The organism is Pseudomonas sp. Hp2 (assembly GCF_006386585.1).
Taxonomy (GTDB): Bacteria; Pseudomonadota; Gammaproteobacteria; order Xanthomonadales; family Xanthomonadaceae; genus Pseudomonas_S; species Pseudomonas_S boreopolis.
Genome location: NZ_VAHJ01000002.1, coordinates 762,114 through 782,463 on the forward strand (window position 1 = coordinate 762,114; position 20,350 = coordinate 782,463).

Consider the following 20,350-nt stretch of genomic DNA (forward strand, 5'->3'; position numbering starts at 1 on the left):
GAGATCGGGATCCCTTCCACATGGACAAGGCCGCCTACGTCGCGATGACCGGCGCCAGCGCCACGCTGCAGGCGCAGACCGCGGTATCGCACAACCTCGCCAACGCCGACACCGCCGGCTTCAAGGAAGCGCTGGCGAACACGCAGGCTTTCCGCATCGCGGGGCCGGGCCATGCCTCGCGCTACGACACCATCCTCGGCGATACCGGCTTCAACGGCCGGCCCGGGCCACAGCAGGTCACCGGCAATCCGCTCGACGTCTCGCTGGTGCAGGACGCCTGGCTGGCGGTGCAGTCCAGCGACGGGCAGGAGGGCTACACGCGTGCCGGCAACCTGCAACTGACCCCGAACGGACAATTGCTGTCCGGCGGTCGCCCGCTGCTCGACGACAACGGCATGCCGGTGACGGTGCCGCCGCACGAGTCCATGGAGATCGGCAACGACGGCACGATCTCCATCGTCCCGCAGGGCCAGGGCCCGGAATCGATGGCGATCGTCGGCCGGCTGCGCACGGTCACCGCCACGCAGAAGCAACTCGTGCGCGGCCTGGACGGGCTGATGCGCAATGCCGAACCGCGCGCGCCGCTGCCGCGCGCGATGGGCGACGTGCTGGCCACGGGCATGGTCGAAGGCAGCAACGTGGACACCGCCGCCGCCCTGGTGCAGATGATCCAGCTGCAGCGCCAGTTCGAGATGCAGGTCAAGGTGGTCAAGGCCAGCGACGAGAACGCGCAGTCGGCCAATACCTTGCTGAGATTGAATGGCTGAGAGCCGGGATTGGGGATTGGGAACTAGGGATAGGCAAGAGCGGCGCGCGCCCCCTGCTTTGACGAGTCCCCGATCCCGAATCCCCGATCCCCGCTTTTGGAACACCCCTTGCATGACCGACGGCAACGGCGCACATCCGGCGCCGCATCGAGGAACGACGTCATGAATCAGGCTTTGTGGGTCGCCAAGACCGGACTGGACGCGCAGCAGACGCGCATGTCGGTGGTCTCCAACAACCTGGCCAATGCCAACACCACCGGTTTCAAGAGCGACCGCGCCAGCTTCGAGGACCTGCTCTACCACCAGGTGCGCCAGCCGGGCGGCTCGACTTCGCAGCAGACCACGCTGCCCACCGGCCTGCAGCTCGGCACCGGCACCCGCGTGGTCGCCACTTCCAAGGATTTCCAGCAAGGCAGCCAGCAGCAGACTGGCAATGCGCTGGACATGATGATCAGCGGCCGCGGCTTCTTCGAAGTGCAGCTGCCCGACGGTACCCCGGCCTACACGCGCGACGGCACCTTCCACGTCAACGCCGACGGCCAGCTCGTCACCAACAGCGGCTATCCGGTGCAGCCGGGCATCCAGATTCCCGAAGGCGCGCAGAGCATCACCATCGGCAGCGACGGGACCGTCAGCGTGCAGGTGGCCGGCTCGGCCGCCGCCACCGAGGTGGGCACGATCAGCATCGCCGACTTCATCAATCCCGCCGGCCTGCAGGCCAAGGGACAGAACCTCTACGTGGAGACCACCGCGTCCGGTCCCGCGCAGAACGGCACGGCCGGGTTGGACGGGCTGGGCAGCATCGTCCAGGGCGCGCTGGAAGGCTCCAACGTCAACGTGGTCGAGCAGCTGGTCAGCATGATCGAGACGCAGCGCGCCTACGAGATGAATGCCAAGGCGATCTCGACCACCGACTCGATGCTCGGCTACCTGAACAACAACACCTGAGGTCTCGTTCCATGAGCACCTGCCGCCTGGCGCTGTGCGCCCTCGCCTCCTCGATGTTGCTCAGCGGTTGCGTCAGCTTCCCGCTGTTCTCGGCCGGCATCCGCGGAGGCGACAAGAAGAAGGAAGAACCGCTGCCGCAGACCGCCATCGAGTACGCGCCGACCGCCGGCGCGATCTACCGCGAAGGCGCGCCCGGCCGCCTGAACCTGTACTCGGACCATCGCGCGCGCGACGTCGGCGACCTGCTGACGATCGTGCTGAGCGAGACCACCGCCGCGCAGACGCGCGCCTCGACCAACACGCAGAAGACCACCAAGCTGGACATGGCCAATCCGACCATCGCCGGACGCAATCCGACCTGGAACGGGCGCGACATCCTCGAGAACGAGGTCGATGCCAGCCGCGACTTCAGCGGCACCGGCGCCAGCAGCCAGAGCAACAGCCTCAACGGCAACCTCACCGTCACGGTGATCCGGCGCCTGCCCAACGGCAACCTGGTCGTGCGCGGGCAGAAGAACCTGCGCCTGAACCAGGGCAACGAGTTCGTGCAGGTGGAAGGCGTGGTGCGCGAGGTCGACATCTCGCGCGACAACACCGTGCCGTCCAGCCTGGTGGCCGACGCGCGCATCTCCTACAACGGTCGCGGCACGCTCTCGCAGAGCAACCAGGCCGGCGCGCTGGCGCGCTTCTTCAACTCACCGCTGTATCCGTACTGAGCAGGCGAGCCATGATGAGAGTCCTCCGCAATGGCCCGCGCATCCCCGTGCGGGGATCCAGGGGCCGGATCCGGGCGGCGTTCTGCGCGCTCGCGATGCTGGGCGTTTTCCTGGCGCCGGCCCATGCCGAGCGCGTCAAGGATCTGGCGCAGGTCGGCGGCGTGCGCAGCAATCCCCTGGTCGGCTACGGCCTGGTGGTCGGCCTGGACGGCACCGGCGACCGCACCAGCCAGACCCCGTTCACCGTGCAGAGCCTGCGCAACCTGCTCAACGAGCTGGGCGTCAACGTGCCGGGCAACGTCAACCCGCAGCTGAAGAACGTGGCCGCGGTGGCGATCCACGCCGACCTGCCCGCCTTCGCCAAGCCGGGCCAGCCGATCGACGTCACCGTGTCCTCGATCGGCAACTCGGTCTCGCTGCGCGGCGGTACGCTGCTGATGGCGCCGTTGAAGGGCGCCGACGGCCAGGTGTACGCGCTGGCCCAGGGCAACCTGGTGGTCGGCGGTTTCGGCGCCGAAGGCCGGGACGGCTCGCGGGTCTCGGTGAACGTGCCCAGCGTCGGGCGCATTCCCGGCGGCGCGATCGTCGAGCGCGCCCTGCCCGACGTGTTCGCCGGCACCGGCGAGATCACCCTCAACCTGCACCAGCCCGACTTCACCACCGCCTCGCGGCTGGTGGCGGTATTGGATTCCACCTTCGGTCCCGGCAGCGCCCATGCCATCGATGGCGGCACGGTCGCGCTGCGCTCTCCGACCGATTCGAGCGCACGCATCAACTTCCTCGCGCAAGTGGAGAACCTCGAGCTCACCCCGGGCGAGGCCGCCGCCAAGATCGTGATCAACTCGCGTACCGGCACGGTGGTGATCGGCTCGGCGGTGCGGGTGATGCCGGCCGCGGTCTCGCACGGCTCGCTGACGGTCACGGTGGGCGAATCGCTCAACGTCAGCCAGCCGAACGCCTTCGCGAACGGCCAGACCGTGGTGACGCCGCAATCGCAGATCACCGCGAACGCCGAAGGCAGCCACATGTTCAAGTTCCAGGGGGGCGTCACCCTCGACCAGATCGTCAAGGCGGTCAACGAGATCGGCGCCGCGCCGGGCGACCTGGTCGCCATCCTCGAAGCGCTCAAGCAGGTCGGCGCGCTGCAGGCGGAGCTGGAGGTGATCTGATGAACATCACCCGCCCCGCCTTCTCGCTCGCGCCGGCCGAGCAGAAGCCCTCCCCGCAGCGCATCGACGAGGTCTCGCGCAAGCTCGAGAGCCAGTTCACCCAGATGCTGGTCAAGTGCATGCGCGACGCCAGCCTGGGCGACCCGATGTTCCCGGAGCAGAACCAGACCTATCGCGATTTGTACGACCGCCAGCTCTCGGACCTGCTCAGCCAGGGCAAGGGACTCGGCCTGGCGCCGCTGATCGCGCGCCAGCTCAATGGCGGGCAGTCGCCGGATGCCGGGACGCAGGCCGGCAGCGATGGCATGGTCGATCCCGCGCCGTCGGAGCGGCGTTCGCAGGCCGCGTTCTACAAGCGGTTCCCGGCGGGCGTGGCCAGCGCCGACGCGCTCGATGCGATCGCCGAGCGCGGGGACCGCAGCCGCGGCAACGCCGTGGCGGTGGACGAGGCGGCGCTGGTCGATTCGCGCGCCTGCGACGACGTGCAGAGCGTCGCCGAGACCGACCCCAGCGCGTTCCCGGCGGGATCGCCCGAGCACTTCGTCGCCAGGATCTGGCCGCACGCGCGCCGCGCCGCCAAGGAACTCGGCGTGGATCCGCGTGCGCTGGTCGCGCAGGCCGCGCTGGAGACCGGTTGGGGCCGCCGCGGCATCCGCGACGGCGCCGGCAACAGCGCCAACAACCTGTTCGGGATCAAGGCCACCGGCTGGCAGGGCGCGCGCGTCAGCACCTCGACGCACGAGTACGTCAACGGCGAGCGCCGCGCCGAACGCGCCGACTTCCGCGCCTACCGCTCGCCGGCGGAGAGCTTCGACGACTACGTCAGGCTGCTCAAGAGCAATCCGCGCTACCAGCAGGCGCTCAACGCCGGCGACGACGTGCGCCGATTCGCCAGCGAACTGCAGCGTGCCGGCTACGCCACCGATCCGGCCTACGCCCGCAAGATCTACGCCATCGCCAACGGCCCCACGCTGGACCGCGCCCTGTCCACCGCCACCGGCAACCTCGTCGCCAGCCGCTGACGAGGATCCCAGGAGCCCAACGCATGTCCAGCCTGCTCGCCACCGGCACCAGCGCCCTGCTCAGCTACCAGCGCTCGCTCGGCACCATCGGCAACAACGTCGCCAATGCCGGCACCCCCGGCTACAGCCGGCAGGTGGCCGAGCTGGCCACGCGCGGCACCGGCGGCGTGCAGGTGCAGGACATCAAGCGCCTCACCGATTCGCTGGCCATCAACCGCGTGCTCAACAGCACCGGCGAGCTGAACCGCCTGCAGCAGCTGTCCGGCAAGGCCGGCGATCTCGACACGCTGATGTCCGACAGCGCGACCAATCTCGGCGGCCCCCTGTCCGGCTTCTTCGACAGCCTGAGCGGACTGAGCGCCAATCCCGCGTCCGACACCTCGCGCAAGGCGGTGCTGCAGAGCGCCGACGCGCTGGCGGGACGCTTCCGGCAGCTGGATGCCGCGATGGACGGCATGGCCCACGACGTCGATGCCAGCCTCGGCGACAGCGTGCGACAGGTCAACGACCTTACCAGCCAGATCGCCAAGCTCAACCGGCAGATCTCGCGCGGCAGCGGCCCCTCGCCCGAGACGCTCGACAAGCGCGACCAGCTGATCGAGCAACTGGTGGGCCTGACCGGCGGCAACACGTTCGTCCAGGACGACGGCTCGATCAACGTCTACACCTCCGGGGGCCAGGCACTGGTGGTCGGCGCCACGCCGATGTCGTTGACAACCGTCGCCGATCCGTACCGGTCCGACCGCCTGAACCTCGCGTTGCAGGTCCAGGGGCAGACGATCCCGCTCGGCAAGGACGTGCTGGGCGGCACGCTCGGCGGCCTGCTGGATTTCCGCAGCGACGTGCTCGACCCCGCGCGCAACGAGCTGGGCCGCCTGGCGACGGTGGTCGACGGGAGCATCAACGATGCGCAGGCCGCCGGTACCGACCTCTACGGCAAGCCAGGCCAGGACCTGTTCTCGATCGCCCCGCCGGCGGTCAGCCCCCACGCGGCCAATGCCGGCACCGCGACGATGCAGGCGAGCGTGGTGGACATCGGCAAGCTCGACAGCGCCGACATCCTGCTGCGTTTCGACGGCACGGCGTGGTCGGCGACCAACGCGAGCACTGGTGCGTCGCTTGCGCTCGCCGGCAGCGGCGCGGCCGGCGACCCGCTGGTGGTCAATGGCATCCGGATCGATGTCGGCGGCGCGGCGGCCAGCGGCGACCGCTTCCTGCTGCACGCCGGCGGCGGTGCCGGCACGTTGCAGTTGGTGGCCCGCGATCCCGGGCTGGTCGCCGCCGCCCGTGCGGTCCAGGGCCATGCGGACCTGGACAACGTCGGCAACGCCACGGTGGCCGGGCTGGAGGTGACCGATCCCCGCAACGCCGCCCTGCGCGACGCCGCGACGATCGAGTTCACCGACGCCAACCAGTACACCATCGACGGCAACGGCCCGTACGCCTACGCGCCTGGCGGGACGATCGCCGCCAATGGCTGGAGCTTCAAGCTGGACGGCGCCCCGGCCGCGGGCGATGTCTTCACCATCGCCGCCACCGGGCCCGGCTCCAGCGACAACGCCAACATGCTGAAGATGGCGGTGCTGGACGAGGCCAAGCTCATGTCGGACGGCTCGGTCAGCCTCAACGGCGCGACATCGAGCTTCACCACGAGCGTGGCCTCGGCGGCCGCCCAGTCCAACTACGCCTACGAGTCGGAGCAGACCATCCACAACCAGGCGGTGGCGGCGCGCGATTCCGTCTCCGGCGTCAACCTCGACGAGGAGGCGGCGGACCTGATCAAGTACCAACAGGCCTACCAGGCCGCGGCCAAGATCATCGCCAGCGCCGACAACATCTTCCAGACCCTGCTGCAAGCCGTATAGGGCGACCGACCATGGGCATCACCCGCATCTCCACCAATGGGCAGTACCAGTACTCGCTCAACCTGATGCTGGCCAAGCAGCGCGACCTGGCCAAGACCTACCAGCAGGTCTCCACCGGGTCCCGGATGGTCGCCGGCGCGGACGATCCGCTCGGCGCCGGGCGTGCCCAGCAGATGGATCGCGGGATCGCCCGCATGGACCAGTACGTCGCCAACGCCCGGACCCTGCAGAGCCGGCTCAACCAGCAGGAAAGCGTGCTGGCGCAAGCGGGAGACCTGTTGATGCGCGTGCGCGACCTGACCGTCCAGGCCAACTCCGGCAGCCTCTCCGGCGCCGACCGGCAATCCATCGCCAGCGAAGTCGGCAGCATTCGCGATCAGCTGCTGGCATTGGCGAACACCGACGACGGCATGGGCAACCATCTGTTCGGCGGCACCCAGGACCGCAACGCGCCGTTCCTGATCAAGGACGGCGGCGTGGCCTACAGCGGCGACCAGAACCAGCGCAAGGTCGAGGTGGCCTCGGGCCAACAGGTCGACGACACGCTGCCAGGAAGCGAGGTGTTCATGCGCATCCGCACCGGCAATGGCCAGCTCGACGCCCGGCCGGCTACCGGCAACACCGGCACGGGCATCGTGGGCGACTTCGGGATCACCGACCAATCGGCCTGGAACCAGGCGAGCTACCAGGTCGTGTTCACCTCGGCGGACAGCTACCAGATACAGGGGCCCGCCGGCACCGTCACCGGCAGCTACAGTTCCGGCCAGACCATCGAGTACGCCGGCACCCGGCTCCAGTTGAGCGGCCAGCCGGCGCCTGGCGACAGCTTCCAGGTCGGCGCTTCCGGCAGCCGCGACATCTTCGCCACGCTGCAAGCGCTGTACGACACGCTCAAGTCGTCGCCCGCTTCGGCGAGCGAGAAGGCGGCGCAGGACAATGCCCTGCGCAGTTCGCTGCGCGACATCGACACCGCCACCGAGCACTTCATCGACGTGCGCGCCCAAGGCGGTTCGAACCTGGCGGCGATCGACAACGCCAATTCGCTCAACGAATCGCGCACCGTCGCGGTCAAGACCGATCTGTCGGGCATACGCGACCTCGACTATGCCGAGGCGCTGAGTCGCTACAGCCAGCAGAGCATCGCACTGGAAGCGGCGCAGAAGGTGTTCGCACGCTTTCAGCAGATGTCGTTGTTCGACACGATCTGATCGCCGGGACGGAACCCGTCTCGGCCGGCCGCGCAAGCGGGGCGCAATCCTCTTCGCCGCCTTCGTCGGGGCTCCCTGCCCGGCCGGCGGCCATCGCATTGGCCGGCATGGCCCGAACGACCGTCCCGGCGCATCCCTAAAGCTCCCGCGGCCGCTGCCGCTATTGATCTTCTGCGCGCCCCGGGCGGCGCCGCAACAGATTGAAAAACAGCGAGATTTCCGCAAAAAAACTTAAAGCTTGTCGCCGCATCGCCGTTATCCATTCCAGCAGAGGCGAGGGTAGTTCACCCGGCTGGCTGCGAAAGCCGGCCGGAGCTCTCCGCCGGGTCACATCCCAACTGGAGATAACACCATGGCACAAGTCATCAACACCAACATCCTGTCGCTGAACTCGCAGCGCAATCTGAACAGCACCACGAACAGCCTGGCCACCACGGTGCAGCGGCTGTCCTCGGGCCTGCGCATCAACAGCGCCAAGGACGACGCCGCCGGCCTGGCGATCAGCCAGCGCATGACCGCCCAGGTCCGCGGCATGGACGTGGCCGCGCGCAACGCCAACGACGGCATCTCGCTGGCGCAGACCGCCGAAGGCGCGCTGGGTTCGATCGGCGACAACCTGCAGCGCATCCGCGAACTGACCGTCCAGGCCGCCAACGGCACCAACGACGCGAACGACCAGGATTCCATCCAGAAGGAAATCGACCAGCTGACCAGCGAAATCACCCGTGTCGTGAACAACACCAAGTTCAACGGCACCAATCTGCTGAATTCGTCCGGCACGATCTCGATCCAGGTGGGCGCCGACGGCACCGACAACGACAAGATCGACATCACCCTGAACGACCTGAGCACCGCGCTGAGCGGCATCAGCGGCCTCAGCGTCAGCGGCCTGACCGCCGGCTCGGGCGCCTCCGGCGTCCTGGGCGCCCTGGACGCGGCGCTGACCACGGTCAACAACGCCCGCGCCGACCTCGGCGCCGTGCAGAACCGCTTCACCTCGGCGATCTCCAACCTGCAGAGCAACTCGGAGAACCTGTCGGCCGCACGCAGCCGCATCCAGGACACCGACTACGCCAAGGAGACCGCGGAGCTGACCCGCACGCAGATCCTCCAGCAGGCGGGCACGGCGATGCTGGCACAAGCCAAGTCGCTGCCGCAGAACGTGCTGAGCCTGCTGCAGTAATACGCGGAGCACCATCTCGCTGCAGACGAAAGACCCCTCCCAGGAGGGGTCTTTCGCATTGCTCGCGCTCACTACCCGCTCCCACAAGAAGCCGTTCCTGCGGGTGTCATTCCAGATGCGGCGCCCGCCCGGCACGGAAATTGCAACTGCAGCTCAAGCACTGGCCCCGGCGGCCGATATCCCTTCGCCCTCCCTGGAGGAACCGCACATGGCAATCTCCGTCACCGGCTCAGGCTTCGACATTCCCGGTACCGTGTCCGCCCTGGTCGCGGCCGCCCGCGCGCCCGCCGACAAGCGGATCGCCAGCGCGACCACGGCGGTCAACGCCAAGATCTCGGCGATCGGCCAGATCAAGAGCTCGTTCAGCAGCCTCCAGACCGCCCTCGACAAGCTGACCAGCGCCGCGAGCACCCCTACCTATACCGCGACCGCGCAAACCGGCGCGGGCTTCACCGCCAGCGCCGGCACCGGCGCGAGTCCCGGCAAGTACAACGTGGAGGTGGTCGCGCTCGCGAGCGCACAGAAACTCGCCTCCTCCGCCTATGCCAGCGGCGCCACGGTCGGTTACGGCACCCTCACGATCGGCTATGGCGATCAGAGCGTGGATGTCCAGATCGCCGAGGGCACGAGCCTGACCGGCATCGCCTCGGCGATCAACAGGGCGGCCGGCGGCAAGGGCGTGGTCGCCAGCGTGATCACCGCCAGCGATGGCCAGCACCTGGTGTTCAGCGCCGCGGATACCGGCACCGCCAATGCATTGACCATCACCGCCAGCGGCGGCGATGGCGGACTGGACAGCCTGACGACCGCCGGCGGAGGACTCACCGAGACCGTCGCCGCGGCCGATGCCGTGGTCCGCGTGGATGGATTCGAGCGCACCTCCGCCAGCAACAGCGTCGAAGACCTGGTTCCTGGAGTGACGCTCACGCTGACCAAGGCAGCGGAAGGCACCACCTACAGCCTGGACCTGGCGGTGGACAACGAGTCGCTCAAGAGCTCGCTCAGCGCCTTCGTGACCGCCTACAACAGCACCATCAACCTGCTCAAGTCGAGCAGCGCCTACAACAGCACCACGCAGACGGCCTCGGCGCTCACCGGCGATTCGCTGGTACGCTCGCTGCAGCAGCAATTGCGCAACCAGGTCAGCGCGAACGTCATCGACCTCAAGGGCCTGGGGATCACTGTCGACAAGAACGGCGTGATGAGCTTCGATACCGCGACTTTCGACAGCGCGATCTCCAGCGATCCCGGCGCCGCCGCCAAGCTGTTCGGTACCGACAGCAGCTTCGGCACCCCGGTCGGGAAGATCATCGGCAACCAGCTCGACGCCTATACCGGCAGCCTCACCCTGCGCACCGAAAGCCTCAACGACCAGTTGAAGGACCTGCAGGACCAGACCAGCGCGCTGGACGCCAAGATGGACAAGCTCAGCGCGCTCTACACCGCCCAGTACACGGCGATGGAGACGATGGTGCAGCAACTGCAGAGCAACGGCAGCGCCCTCAACGGGCTGCTTTCGCAATGACCGGGGCCCCTCCGCTCAAGATGCGCGCCGGCCGGTCGATATCCGGGTACCAGCCGCCCGCCCGCGCCGGGCAGCGTCTCCACGCAGACCGGTCGCCATCGCAGGAATGATCAACATGTATGGACCCAGCCGCCGCTACGCAGAGCAATACCGCAACATCGAGGTGTCCGCCCGGGTGGCCGAGGCCGATCCGCACATGCTGATCGCGCTGCTGTTCGAGGGAGCGAGCAAGCGCATCAGGCTGGCCCAGGCCTGCATGGTCCAGCGCGACCACGCGGCCAAGGGCAAGGCGATCGGCGAGGCCTGCGCCATCATCGGGCATTTGAACGGCTCGCTCGACCATGAAGCCGGTGGCGAGATCGCGGCCAATCTCTCCTCGCTCTACGACTACCTCGTGGTGCGCCTGACCGAGGCGAACCTCCACAACGACACTGCGGCGCTGGCCGAGGTCCTCGACCTGCTCGGCGAGGTCCAGTCGGCCTGGGCCGCCATCCCGGTCGAGCAGCGGGCCGCTGGACGGGCATCATGAAGATCGCGTCGCTGCGGGCGGAAATCTCGGCCATTCGCGCGACCTTCGAGCGCGGCGATTTCGCCTCGCTGCCGGCGATGCTGGAACTGCATACCGAACACGTACAGGCGTTCTGCGCCCAACCCGATGCGCGCGCCTTCCAGGCCGAGGTGCGCATGCTGCAAGCCGAACAGCAGGAAGTGGTCGCGTTGATGCGCCAGCGCCAGCGCCAGCTGCTCGACCTGATGCGCGCACAGCATCGATCCACGCGCGTCGCGCGCGTCTACACGCAGGCGGGCCTGGGACGATGAGCATGCCGATCCAGCACGAGGCGGAATCGGGCCTGTTCGCCGACGCGCTGAGTTGCGAACTGGCGTTGCCCGCGGAATTCCGGCCCGGCGCCGGGATCGCGCGCGCCGGCGCGGCCGAATCGGTCCTGCGCAGCATCGCCCAGGTCGAGGATCTGCGCAGCGACGACCCGGGCGAGGATCGCGGCGAGCTGCCGCAGGCGGTGGCCCGGATGGAAGCCAAGCTGGACCTCGTCCTGGCCTTGATCGGCCACCTCGCGCGGCAATCCGGCCAGGCCCTGCCGTTGCGTCCGGTGCGCTGGTCGCGCCGCGGCATCCGCCTGGAAACCGGCGCGCGCAGCGGCGCCATGCCCGGCGCCGCCGGCACCCTCAGCCTGCAGCCGGCGGACTGGCTCCCCGAGAACATCGAGCTGCCGGTCGCCGTCGTGGCCGAGGCGGCGAGCGGCACCGGCGGTTTCTTCCTCTGGCTGCGTTTCGGCGAGCTCGGCCCCGGCCTGGAGGCGGCGCTGGAACGGCACCTGTTCCGCCTGCACCGGCGCCAGGTCGCCGATGCGCGACGGGCCCGGTGACCCGGCACCGGTTGGCGTGACCCGGCCGCTCGGCTAAGGTTCCCATCCGTCTGGGAGAAACGACCGTGCGAGTCATCATCGTCGACGATCACACGCTGGTGCGCGCAGGACTGTCGCGCCTGCTGCAGGGTTTCGCCGGCATCGATGTCGTCGCCGAGGCCAGCAACGCCCAGCAGGCGCTCGACCTGGCCACCCTGCACCGCCCCGACGTGGTGCTGATGGACCTCTCGCTGCCGGGACGCAGCGGCCTGGACGCGATGAGCGACGTGCTGCGCGCCGTGCCCCGCACCCGCATCGTGATGATGTCGATGCACGACGACCCGGCGCACGTGCGCGACGCGCTCGACCGCGGCGCGATCGGCTTCGTGGTCAAGGACGCCGCCCCGCTCGAACTCGAACTCGCCCTGCGTGCCGCCACCGCCGGCCAGGTGTTCCTGAGCCCGCAGATCTCCTCGAAGATGATCGCCCCGCTGCTCGGCCGCGAGAAGCCGGTCGGCATCGCGGCCCTGTCCCCGCGCCAGCGCGAGATCCTGCGCGAGATCGGGCGCGGCCAGAGCAACAAGGAGATCGCCGCGGACCTGGGCATCAGCGTCAAGACCGTGGAGACCCATCGGGCGCGGATGATGGAATCGCTGGGTTGCCGTCGCGCCAACGATCTGGTGCTGCTGGCCGCCCGGCACCACGGCGAGCTGACCTGACTGCCGCGCCGGCAAATCGGCGCCCATCACACTTCTGGATGCCTTGTAGGGAAATTCCTTACACGACGTAGGGAATTCTACCTCACCTCCTGCAAGAACTCCCGATTAAATCCCCGACGCATCCACATGCAAGATGCATTCCACGGCGTGCCGTCGCACCATGGGGACCTTGCATGAAGCCGACCATTTCCGCCCAGCTGGGCCAACAGCTCCACCTCACCCCGCAACTGCTGCAGTCGATCCGCCTGCTGCAACTGGATGGGTTGCAGTTGGAGCTGGAAATCCGGCGTGCCCTGGAGACCAACCCCCTGCTGGAACTGGAAGAGCCCGGCGACGAGGCGCCCGAGCAGGGCGATGCCGCCGGGGCGGCACTGGAGACGGCGGCCTTCGACGAGCTTCCGGAGGGCTCGATGTGGGACGTGGCAGGCGCCAGCTGGAACGGCGGCGAGGACGACCGCCTGCAGCACATCGCCGCGGGCGAGTCCACCGACCTGCACCTGCGCGTGCTGCAGGCACTGGCGCTGGAACTGGACGAGCGCGAACTTGCGGTCGCCGCGTTCTGGCTGGAACACACCGACGAGGCCGGCTACCTGCAGGAGGCGCGCGAGCCCCTCGCCCTGCTCGCCTCGGCCCGCCACGACCTGCCGGGCGAACGCGTCGAGGCGATCCGCCAGCGCCTGCTGCACGGCGAACCGGCCGGCCTGGCCGCGGCGGACCTGCGCGAGTGCCTGCTGGCCCAGCTGTCGGCGCTGCCCGGGCCGGTCGCCGCGCGGCCCCTGGCGACCCGCATCCTCGCCGACGGCCTCGACCTGCTGGCCGGCCACGATTACCCCGCCCTCGCCCGCCGCCTCGATGCCGAGGAAGCGGACGTGCGCGAAGCGGTGCGCCTGATCCTGTCGCTGCGCCCGCGCCCGGGCGAGGACACGCTGGCCGGCGACCACGGCCACGTGATCCCCGACGTGGTCGCCTGGCACGCCGACGGCCAGTGGCGCGTGGCGCTGAACCCGGCCACCACGCACCGGGTCGGGATCCACCCCGGCTACGAGCGCGCCCTGGCCGATGCCGACGCCTCGCCCGCCATGCGCGAGATGCTGCAGGAGGCGCGCTGGCTCACCCGCGGCCTGTCGATGCGCTACGAGACGCTGTTGCGCGCCACCCGCGCCATCGTCGAGCGGCAGGCGGCGTTCCTGGCCCGCGGCGAGGAGGCGATGGCGCCGCTGACGCTGAAGGAGATCGCCGACGCGATCGGCATGCACGAATCGACGGTCTCGCGCATCACCACCGGAAAGTACCTGCAGACCCCGCGCGGCACCTTCGAACTGAAGCATTTCTTCGCGGTGCGGCTGGAGGGCGCGAGCGTCTCCGGAGCCGCCGTGAAGGCCATGGTCAAGCGCCTGATCGAGAGCGAACCGGCCGGCCGGCCGCTCGCCGACGAGGCCATCGCCGGCCTGCTGGCCCGCCAAGGCGTTAATATTGCGCGCAGGACGGTGGCCAAGTACCGCGAGCAACTCGACATCGCACCCGCGCGCGAGCGCCGCCGCAACACCAAGCCGCTGCTGGCACGCGCGGGATGAGCAAAAGGAACTGACATGAGCAAGCTGACCGTCCTGCTGGTCGACGACCACGAAGGCTTCATCAACGCGGCGATGCGGCATTTCCGCAAGATCGAGTGGCTGGATGTCGTCGGCAGCGCCGCCAACGGCCTGGAGGCCATCGAGCGCTCCGAGGCGCTGCGCCCCAAGGTGGTGCTCATGGACCTGGCGATGCCGGAAATGGGCGGCCTGCAGGCCACCCGCCTGATCAAGACCCAGGACGACCCGCCCTACATCGTGATCGCCAGCCACTTCGACGATGCCGAGCACCGCGAGCACGCCCTGCGCGCCGGTGCCGACAACTTCGTCAGCAAACTGTCCTACATCCAGGAAGTCATGCCGATCCTGGAGGGGTTGACCGGGATGCGTCCATGAGCGAATCGCGCATCCTGCTGATCGACAGCGACGCCGTCCGCGCCGAGCGGACCATCTCGCTGCTCGAGTTCATGGACTTCAACCCGCGCTGGGTCAGCGATGGCGCCGACCTGAGCCCCGGCCGCCACCGCGGCGACGAATGGATGGCGGTGATGGTCGGCTCGGCCGAGGACGCCGCGCAGGCCGACGCGTTCTTCGACTGGCTGGCCGGCACCAAGCTGCCGCCGCCGGTGATGCTGATGGACGGCGACGCGCAGGCGTTCGCCGCGGCCCATCGCATGCACGAGGCCAATGTCTGGCCGCTGGAGACGCCGTTGCGCCATGCCCAGCTCGAGGCCCTGTTGCGCCGGGCCAGCCTGAAGCGGCTGGATGCCGAGCACCAGGCCGGCGCGCAGGAGCCCAGCGGCCCGACCGGCAACAGCGAGGCGGTGGTCAGGCTGCGCCGGCTGATCGACCAGGTCGCCCCGTTCGACACCACCGTGCTGGTGCTGGGCGAGTCCGGCACCGGCAAGGAAGTGGTCGCCCGCGCGATCCACCAGCAGTCGCCGCGACGCGACGGCCCGTTCGTGGCGATCAACTGCGGCGCGATCCCGCCGGACCTGCTCGAAAGCGAGCTGTTCGGCCACGAGAAAGGCGCCTTCACCGGCGCACTGAGCGCGCGCAAGGGCCGCTTCGAAATGGCCGAGGGCGGCACCCTGCTGCTGGACGAGATCGGCGACATGAGCCTGCCGATGCAGGTCAAGCTGCTGCGCGTGCTGCAGGAGCGCAGCTTCGAGCGCGTCGGCGGCCACCAGACCATCCGCTGCAACGTGCGCGTGATCGCCGCCACCCACCGCGACCTGGAAGCCCGCATCGGCGAAGGCCAGTTCCGCGAGGACCTGTTCTACCGGCTCAACGTGTTCCCGATCGAAATGCCGGCATTGCGCGACCGTGCCGACGACCTGCCGATGCTGGTGCAGACCATCGCCGCGCAGCTGGCGCGCACCGGCCGCGGCGAGGTCCGCTTCGCCGACGAGGCGCTGCAGGCGCTGCGCGGGTACGACTGGCCGGGCAACGTGCGCGAGCTGACCAACCTGGTCGAGCGCTTGGCGGTGCTGCATCCGGGCGGCCTGGTGCGGGTGCAGGACCTGCCCGCGCGCTACCGCGGCGATTTCAAGGCGACCCCGGTGGAGGAACCCGCGACGGCACCGGCCGCCGAGCCCGCCGCCCCGGCCGGCGGCGAGACGGCATCGACCCGCGAGCCTCCCGCCGCCGCGACGAGCCTGCCCGAGGACGGCATCGACCTGCGCGACCACATGGCGAACATCGAACTCGCCCTGATCAACGAGGCGTTGCAGCGCACCCAGGGCGTGGTCGCCCACGCCGCCCAGCTGCTGGGCCTGCGCCGCACCACCCTGGTGGAGAAGCTGCGCAAGTACGGGATCGACCGCGAGCAGACCGAACTGACGAACTGACCGCGCTTGCCCGGAGACGGCCCGCCGGGAGCGCCGGCGAGCCCATGCCCAGACCTGCGCGGGAAAGCGGCCGGCACGCAATGCGCCGGGATCGCCAGATGCTTCACGGGCCGATGCCGCACGTGCGCCAGAAGCCTTCGATACCCGCGCTCGCTTGTGCGATGGCCGACCGCCAGCGGGCCTGCTGAATCGCCCCACGTGCCCGGCACATCGCCCCGGCCAGGCACGCGCCCGACCGGGGCCGCTGCCCTGTTTCCGGAACGGTTCTTGCTTCCTCAAGGCATCCGCGCGAGCGGCTTCCATGAACGAGGACGAACCGAAATGAATGTCGCCCCCCCGAATGCAGTTGCCGGGCCCCAGCCCCGTGCGCATGCGCAATGGCGGCTGGATGGCGACGACCGAAGCCAACGAGCCCGCCACGCGCCGGACATGCCCGCCCGCCAAGAACTGCCGACGCCCGTGCGGATGTCCATCGCCGAGAGCGATGGGCATCCCGCGCAAGACATCATGAAATTCTCGATCATCCTCACCACCTACAATCGGCCCCACCTGCTCAGGGACGCGCTCGACAGCCTGGGCCGGCAGACGCTGCGCGATTTCGAGGTCATCCTGGTCAACGACCACGGCGCACCGGTCGAGCATCTGCTCGCTGCCTGCGATTTCCCCGTGACCTATATCCGCCAGGGACGCAACCGGGGCATTTCGGCGGCGCGCAATGCCGGCCTCAGGCAGGCCAGCGGACGCTATGTCGCCTACCTGGACGACGACGACCTGTACCTGCCGCACCACCTGGCCACCCTCGCCGAGGCGTTCGAGCGCGATCCCGATTGCGTCGCCTATACCGATGCCGAGTACGTCCAGGAGGTCGTCCGGGACGGCAAGCGCATCGAGCAGGGCCGGAGCATGCCTTACCGGCACGACGACTTCGATCCGGAACGCCTGCTCACCGCCAACTACATCCCGGTCAATACCTGGGCCCATCCGCGCGAGGCCATCGCCGCGGTCGGCGAGTTCGACGAAGGCCTGGCGGCCTACGAGGACTGGGACATGCTCCTGCGGCTGCTGGCGAACCGCCGCTTCGTGCACGTGCCGACGGTGACCGCCGAGGTCCGCGTCCGCGACATGTCGGCCGACGGGGACCATTTGCAGGGGCGCGAGCGCAAGAACTTCCCGGCCTTGCTGCAGGAGATCTATCGCCGCCATCCTGGGCCGGGCAGCGCGAGCCTCGATGGCCACCGGCAGCAATTGCTTGCCTCGTGGGGATTGAACCGCGCCAGCGTGTCGGAATGGCTGGCGGCCCGGGTCCCCTCGCCAGCGCAAGCCCGGTGGATCGAACGGCGGCTGGCGTCGTATCCGGCGCCGGTCTCTTTCGCCATCGTGGTGCGCGGCGCCGGAACCGACGGCCAGGGCCTGCGGTCGACCCTGGAGAGCCTGGAAGCCTGCCTGCTCGAAGGCATGGCGCCCGACGTGTTCGTGCTCGGCGACGGCGAGGCGTTTCCCCCGCCGTCCAGGCTTGCCGGCCTGCGTTCGATCGCCGTGGGCGAGGACGGCGAGATCGCAGCGATCAACCGGGTCGCCCGCACCACCGGAAGCGATTGGCTGCTGATCGTCGATGCCGGCGAAGCGTTCACCCGGTTCGGACTGCCGGCGATCGCGCTGGAACTGCTCGACGCCTCCGACATCCGCGCGGTCTACGCCGACGAGATGATGCGCAAGGACGACGGCGAACAGGTGGCCCTGTTCCGGCCGGATTTCAATCTCGACCTGTTGCTGTCGATGCCCGCCGGCATGTCGCGGCACTGGTTGTTCCGGCGCGACGTATTCCTCGATGCGGGCGGACTGGATCCGGCCCGCGCGGAAGCCGCCGAACTGGACCTGCTGTTGCGGCTGATCGAACACGGCGGCATCGAAGGCCTTGGCCATGTCCACGAGCCCCTGCTGGCGGTTCCGCCGCAACGGATCGAGACCCGGCGGCAGGAACTGGATGCCATCGAGGACCACCTGCGCAATCGCGGCTACGAGCGAGCGCGGGTCGAACCGACCCGGCCCGGCTGCTATCGCATCGACTATGGCCACCAGGCGCGCCCGGGCGTCTCGATCATCATTCCCACCCGCGACCAGTTCGGGATGCTGTCGCGCTGCGTGGAAAGCCTGCTCGAGAAGACCGCCTACGAGAACTACGAAGTGCTGATCGTCGACAACGGCAGCACCCAGGCCGATGCCTGCACCTGGTTGGACGGCATCGAGGCGATGGGCAACCCGCAGCTGCGGGTATTGCGCTATCCGCACCCATTCGATCACTCGGCGATGAACAACCTGGCCGCACGCCACGCACGCGGCGAGTACCTGTTGTTGTTGAACAACGACACCGCCGTGCTGCAGGCGGACTGGCTGGACGCGTTGCTCAACCATGCCCAGCGCCCGGAAGTCGGGGTCGTCGGCGCCAAGCTCCTGCACCCCGACGGGCGCATCCAGCACGCCGGGATGGTGCTGGGCCTGAGTTCGCCCAAGGAGCATCCCTTCGCCGGCCAACCCCTGGACGCCCCTGGCTACATGTACCGCCTGCAGGTGGACCAGAACTACAGCGCGGTCAGCGGAGCCTGCCTGATGATCCGCAAATCGCTCTACGAGCAGGTCGGCGGGCTGGACGAAACCGGCTTCGAGGTGTCGGGCAACGACGTGGACCTGTGCCTGAAGGTGCGCGCGGCCGGCTATCTGGTCGTGTGGACGCCGCATGCGCTGCTGATGCACGAGGGCGGCGCCAGCCTGGCGCGGGTCGATACGCGCAGCATCCAGGAAAAGGCCCGGAGCGCCGTCGCCGACCAGGACCGGCTTTACGAGCGCTGGCTGCCGACGATCGCCCGCGATCCGGCCTACAACCGGAACCTCACCCTCAACGGCGCGGCGTTCCAGGTGCAGACGGAGTCCCAGCTCAACTGGCGCCCGCTGGGTTGGCGCCCGTTGCCGGTGGTGCTGGCCTGCCCGGCCGACCAGGCGGGTTGCGGCCATTACCGCATCATCCAGCCGGTCCGCGCGATCGAGGAGTTCGGCCTGGCCGAGGGCATCGTCAGCCATCGCTACCTTTCGCCTGTCGAGATGGAGCGGCTCGCCCCGGACACGCTGGTGCTGCAGCGGCAGATGACCGAACAACAGATCGAGCAACAAAAGCGCGTGATCCGCTTCAATGGTTGCTTCAAGGTCGCCGAACTGGACGACTACCTGCCCAACGTTCCCAGGAAGAGCGCCCACTACGGGACCTTGCCCAAGGACATTCTCAAGACCATGCGCAAGGCGTTGACGCTGGTGGACCGCTTCATCGTCTCCACGCCGGCCCTGGCCGAGGCATTGGACGGCCTGCACCGGGACATCCGGGTGGTCGAGAACCGCCTGCCGCTGCCGTGGTGGGGCCAGGCGAAAGGCTTGCGCCGCCAGGGACGCAAGCCAAGGGTCGGCTGGGGCGGCGGCGCAGGCCACCGCGGGGATCTGGAGATGATCGCCGACGTGGTCGCGGCGCTGGCCGACGAGGTCGAATGGGTGTTCTTCGGCATGTGCCCGGACGGAATCCGCCCGTACGTCCACGAGTTCCATCCTGGCGTCCCGATCGAAGACTACCCGGCAAAACTGGCCTCGTTGAACCTGGACCTGGCCCTGGCGCCGCTGGAGGACAATCTGTTCAACCAGTGCAAGAGCAATCTCAGGCTGCTCGAGCTGGGCGCCTGCGGTTTTCCGGTGGTATGCAGCGACGTGCGCCCGTACCAGTGCGACCTGCCCGTGACCCGGGTCAAGCCCCGGTTCCGCGACTGGGTGGACGCCATCCGCATGCATGTCCACGACCTGGACGCGGCCGCGAAGGCGGGCGATGCATTGCGCGAGGCGATCCATCGCGACTGGATGCTCGACCAAACCAAGGCCCAAGCCTGGCTGGCCCAGTGGCTGCCGGGGTGAGGCCATGGCCGCGTGCCGTGGCGAGCCCGCCATCCCATGCGGGCCCCGCCGGAATCCCGGCGCGATTCCGGCACGCCGCTTGCATGAATGACCGTGCCCCACCGGCATGGTCATTCCGATGAGCGATTCCATTTCCTCGATCCTTTCGCAGATCCGCAGTTACCAGGGCCAGATCGGCCAGGCGGGCGCCACGGCGACCGGCGACGTCGCGCGCGGCAATGCCATCCAGGGCCTGCCGGGGCCGGACGGCGTGCAGGCCACCGCTGCGCCCAGCTTCACCGAGACCTTGCGCGGCGCGCTCAGCGGCGTGAACCAGGCGCAGCAGGCGTCCGGAGCGCTGGCCAAGGCGTTCGAAATGGGCGATCCCAGCGCGGACCTGGCCAAGGTCATGGTCGCCGCCCAGCAGTCATCCATCGCCTTCCGCGCCACCGTGGAAGTCCGCAATCGACTCGTCCAGGCCTACCAGGACGTCATGAACATGCCGCTGTAAGGGTCTAG

18 protein-coding genes are annotated in these 20,350 nt (G+C 68.9%); all 18 read left to right on the top strand.

All coding sequences use genetic code 11. The features are described from left to right. The first annotated feature begins 20 nt into the window (after positions 1-20). The 18 genes from FD678_RS08625 to fliE all read left to right on the top strand — a co-directional run bounded on the left by FD678_RS08625 (position 21) and on the right by fliE (position 20,342). Complete coding sequence (locus FD678_RS08625; RefSeq protein ID WP_140721407.1) at positions 21-767, top strand: flagellar basal body rod protein FlgF; 747 nt, start codon at positions 21-23, stop codon at positions 765-767. Between the two features lie 162 nt (positions 768-929). Next, positions 930-1,715, top strand: a complete 786-nt coding sequence (flgG, locus tag FD678_RS08630; RefSeq protein ID WP_140721411.1) for a flagellar basal-body rod protein FlgG — start codon at positions 930-932, stop codon at positions 1,713-1,715. Positions 1,716-1,726: 11 nt separating this feature from the next. After that, positions 1,727-2,431, top strand: a complete 705-nt coding sequence (gene flgH, locus FD678_RS08635; protein WP_140721414.1) for a flagellar basal body L-ring protein FlgH — start codon at positions 1,727-1,729, stop codon at positions 2,429-2,431. A 95-nt stretch (positions 2,432-2,526) separates the two neighbouring features. Further along, positions 2,527-3,600: a flagellar basal body P-ring protein FlgI gene (locus tag FD678_RS08640; protein WP_256661886.1), complete on the top strand. Its 1,074-nt coding sequence runs from the start codon at positions 2,527-2,529 to the stop codon at positions 3,598-3,600. Continuing rightward, positions 3,600-4,622: a flagellar assembly peptidoglycan hydrolase FlgJ gene (gene flgJ / locus FD678_RS08645; RefSeq protein WP_140721419.1), complete on the top strand. Its 1,023-nt coding sequence runs from the start codon at positions 3,600-3,602 to the stop codon at positions 4,620-4,622. Before FD678_RS08640 ends, flgJ begins: the two co-directional genes overlap by 1 nt. 23 nt (positions 4,623-4,645) lie before the next feature. Next, complete coding sequence (flgK, locus tag FD678_RS08650) at positions 4,646-6,487, top strand: flagellar hook-associated protein FlgK (protein ID WP_140721422.1); 1,842 nt, start codon at positions 4,646-4,648, stop codon at positions 6,485-6,487. Between the two features lie 11 nt (positions 6,488-6,498). After that, complete coding sequence (flgL, locus tag FD678_RS08655) at positions 6,499-7,695, top strand: flagellar hook-associated protein FlgL (protein WP_140721424.1); 1,197 nt, start codon at positions 6,499-6,501, stop codon at positions 7,693-7,695. Positions 7,696-8,047: 352 nt separating this feature from the next. Beyond that, complete coding sequence (locus FD678_RS08660) at positions 8,048-8,878, top strand: flagellin N-terminal helical domain-containing protein (protein ID WP_140721426.1); 831 nt, start codon at positions 8,048-8,050, stop codon at positions 8,876-8,878. Between the two features lie 208 nt (positions 8,879-9,086). Beyond that, on the top strand, positions 9,087-10,403 hold the full coding sequence (gene fliD / locus FD678_RS08665) for a flagellar filament capping protein FliD (protein ID WP_140721428.1): 1,317 nt from the start codon (positions 9,087-9,089) through the stop codon (positions 10,401-10,403). 115 nt (positions 10,404-10,518) lie between these two features. After that, positions 10,519-10,932, top strand: coding sequence for a flagellar export chaperone FliS (gene fliS / locus FD678_RS08670; RefSeq protein WP_140721430.1), 414 nt, complete (start codon positions 10,519-10,521; stop codon positions 10,930-10,932). Further along, positions 10,929-11,222: a hypothetical protein gene (locus tag FD678_RS08675; protein WP_140721432.1), complete on the top strand. Its 294-nt coding sequence runs from the start codon at positions 10,929-10,931 to the stop codon at positions 11,220-11,222. Before fliS ends, FD678_RS08675 begins: the two co-directional genes overlap by 4 nt. After that, positions 11,219-11,788 carry a PilZ domain-containing protein gene (locus FD678_RS08680; protein ID WP_140721434.1) on the top strand — a complete coding sequence of 190 codons (570 nt, stop codon included), beginning with the start codon at positions 11,219-11,221 and terminating at the stop codon, positions 11,786-11,788. The genes FD678_RS08675 and FD678_RS08680 overlap by 4 nt, the downstream gene beginning before the upstream one ends. A 65-nt stretch (positions 11,789-11,853) precedes the next feature. After that, positions 11,854-12,486, top strand: coding sequence for a response regulator (locus tag FD678_RS08685; RefSeq protein WP_140721436.1), 633 nt, complete (start codon positions 11,854-11,856; stop codon positions 12,484-12,486). A gap of 173 nt (positions 12,487-12,659) precedes the next feature. Beyond that, positions 12,660-14,060 (top strand): RNA polymerase factor sigma-54, encoded by a 1,401-nt coding sequence (gene rpoN, locus FD678_RS08690; protein ID WP_140721438.1) that lies wholly within the window; start codon positions 12,660-12,662, stop codon positions 14,058-14,060. A 15-nt stretch (positions 14,061-14,075) separates the two neighbouring features. Then, the gene (locus FD678_RS08695; protein WP_140721440.1) at positions 14,076-14,453 is read left to right on the top strand and encodes a response regulator; all 378 of its coding nucleotides are present in this window, start codon (positions 14,076-14,078) and stop codon (positions 14,451-14,453) included. Continuing rightward, on the top strand, positions 14,450-15,907 hold the full coding sequence (locus tag FD678_RS08700; RefSeq protein WP_140721442.1) for a sigma-54 dependent transcriptional regulator: 1,458 nt from the start codon (positions 14,450-14,452) through the stop codon (positions 15,905-15,907). The genes FD678_RS08695 and FD678_RS08700 overlap by 4 nt, the downstream gene beginning before the upstream one ends. A 507-nt stretch (positions 15,908-16,414) precedes the next feature. Continuing rightward, entirely contained in the window at positions 16,415-19,852 is a 3,438-nt protein-coding gene (locus tag FD678_RS08705; RefSeq protein WP_256661887.1) for a glycosyltransferase, read from the top strand. Positions 19,853-19,970: 118 nt separating this feature from the next. Further along, positions 19,971-20,342, top strand: coding sequence for a flagellar hook-basal body complex protein FliE (gene fliE / locus FD678_RS08710; protein WP_140721448.1), 372 nt, complete (start codon positions 19,971-19,973; stop codon positions 20,340-20,342). Positions 20,343-20,350 lie beyond the last annotated feature (8 nt).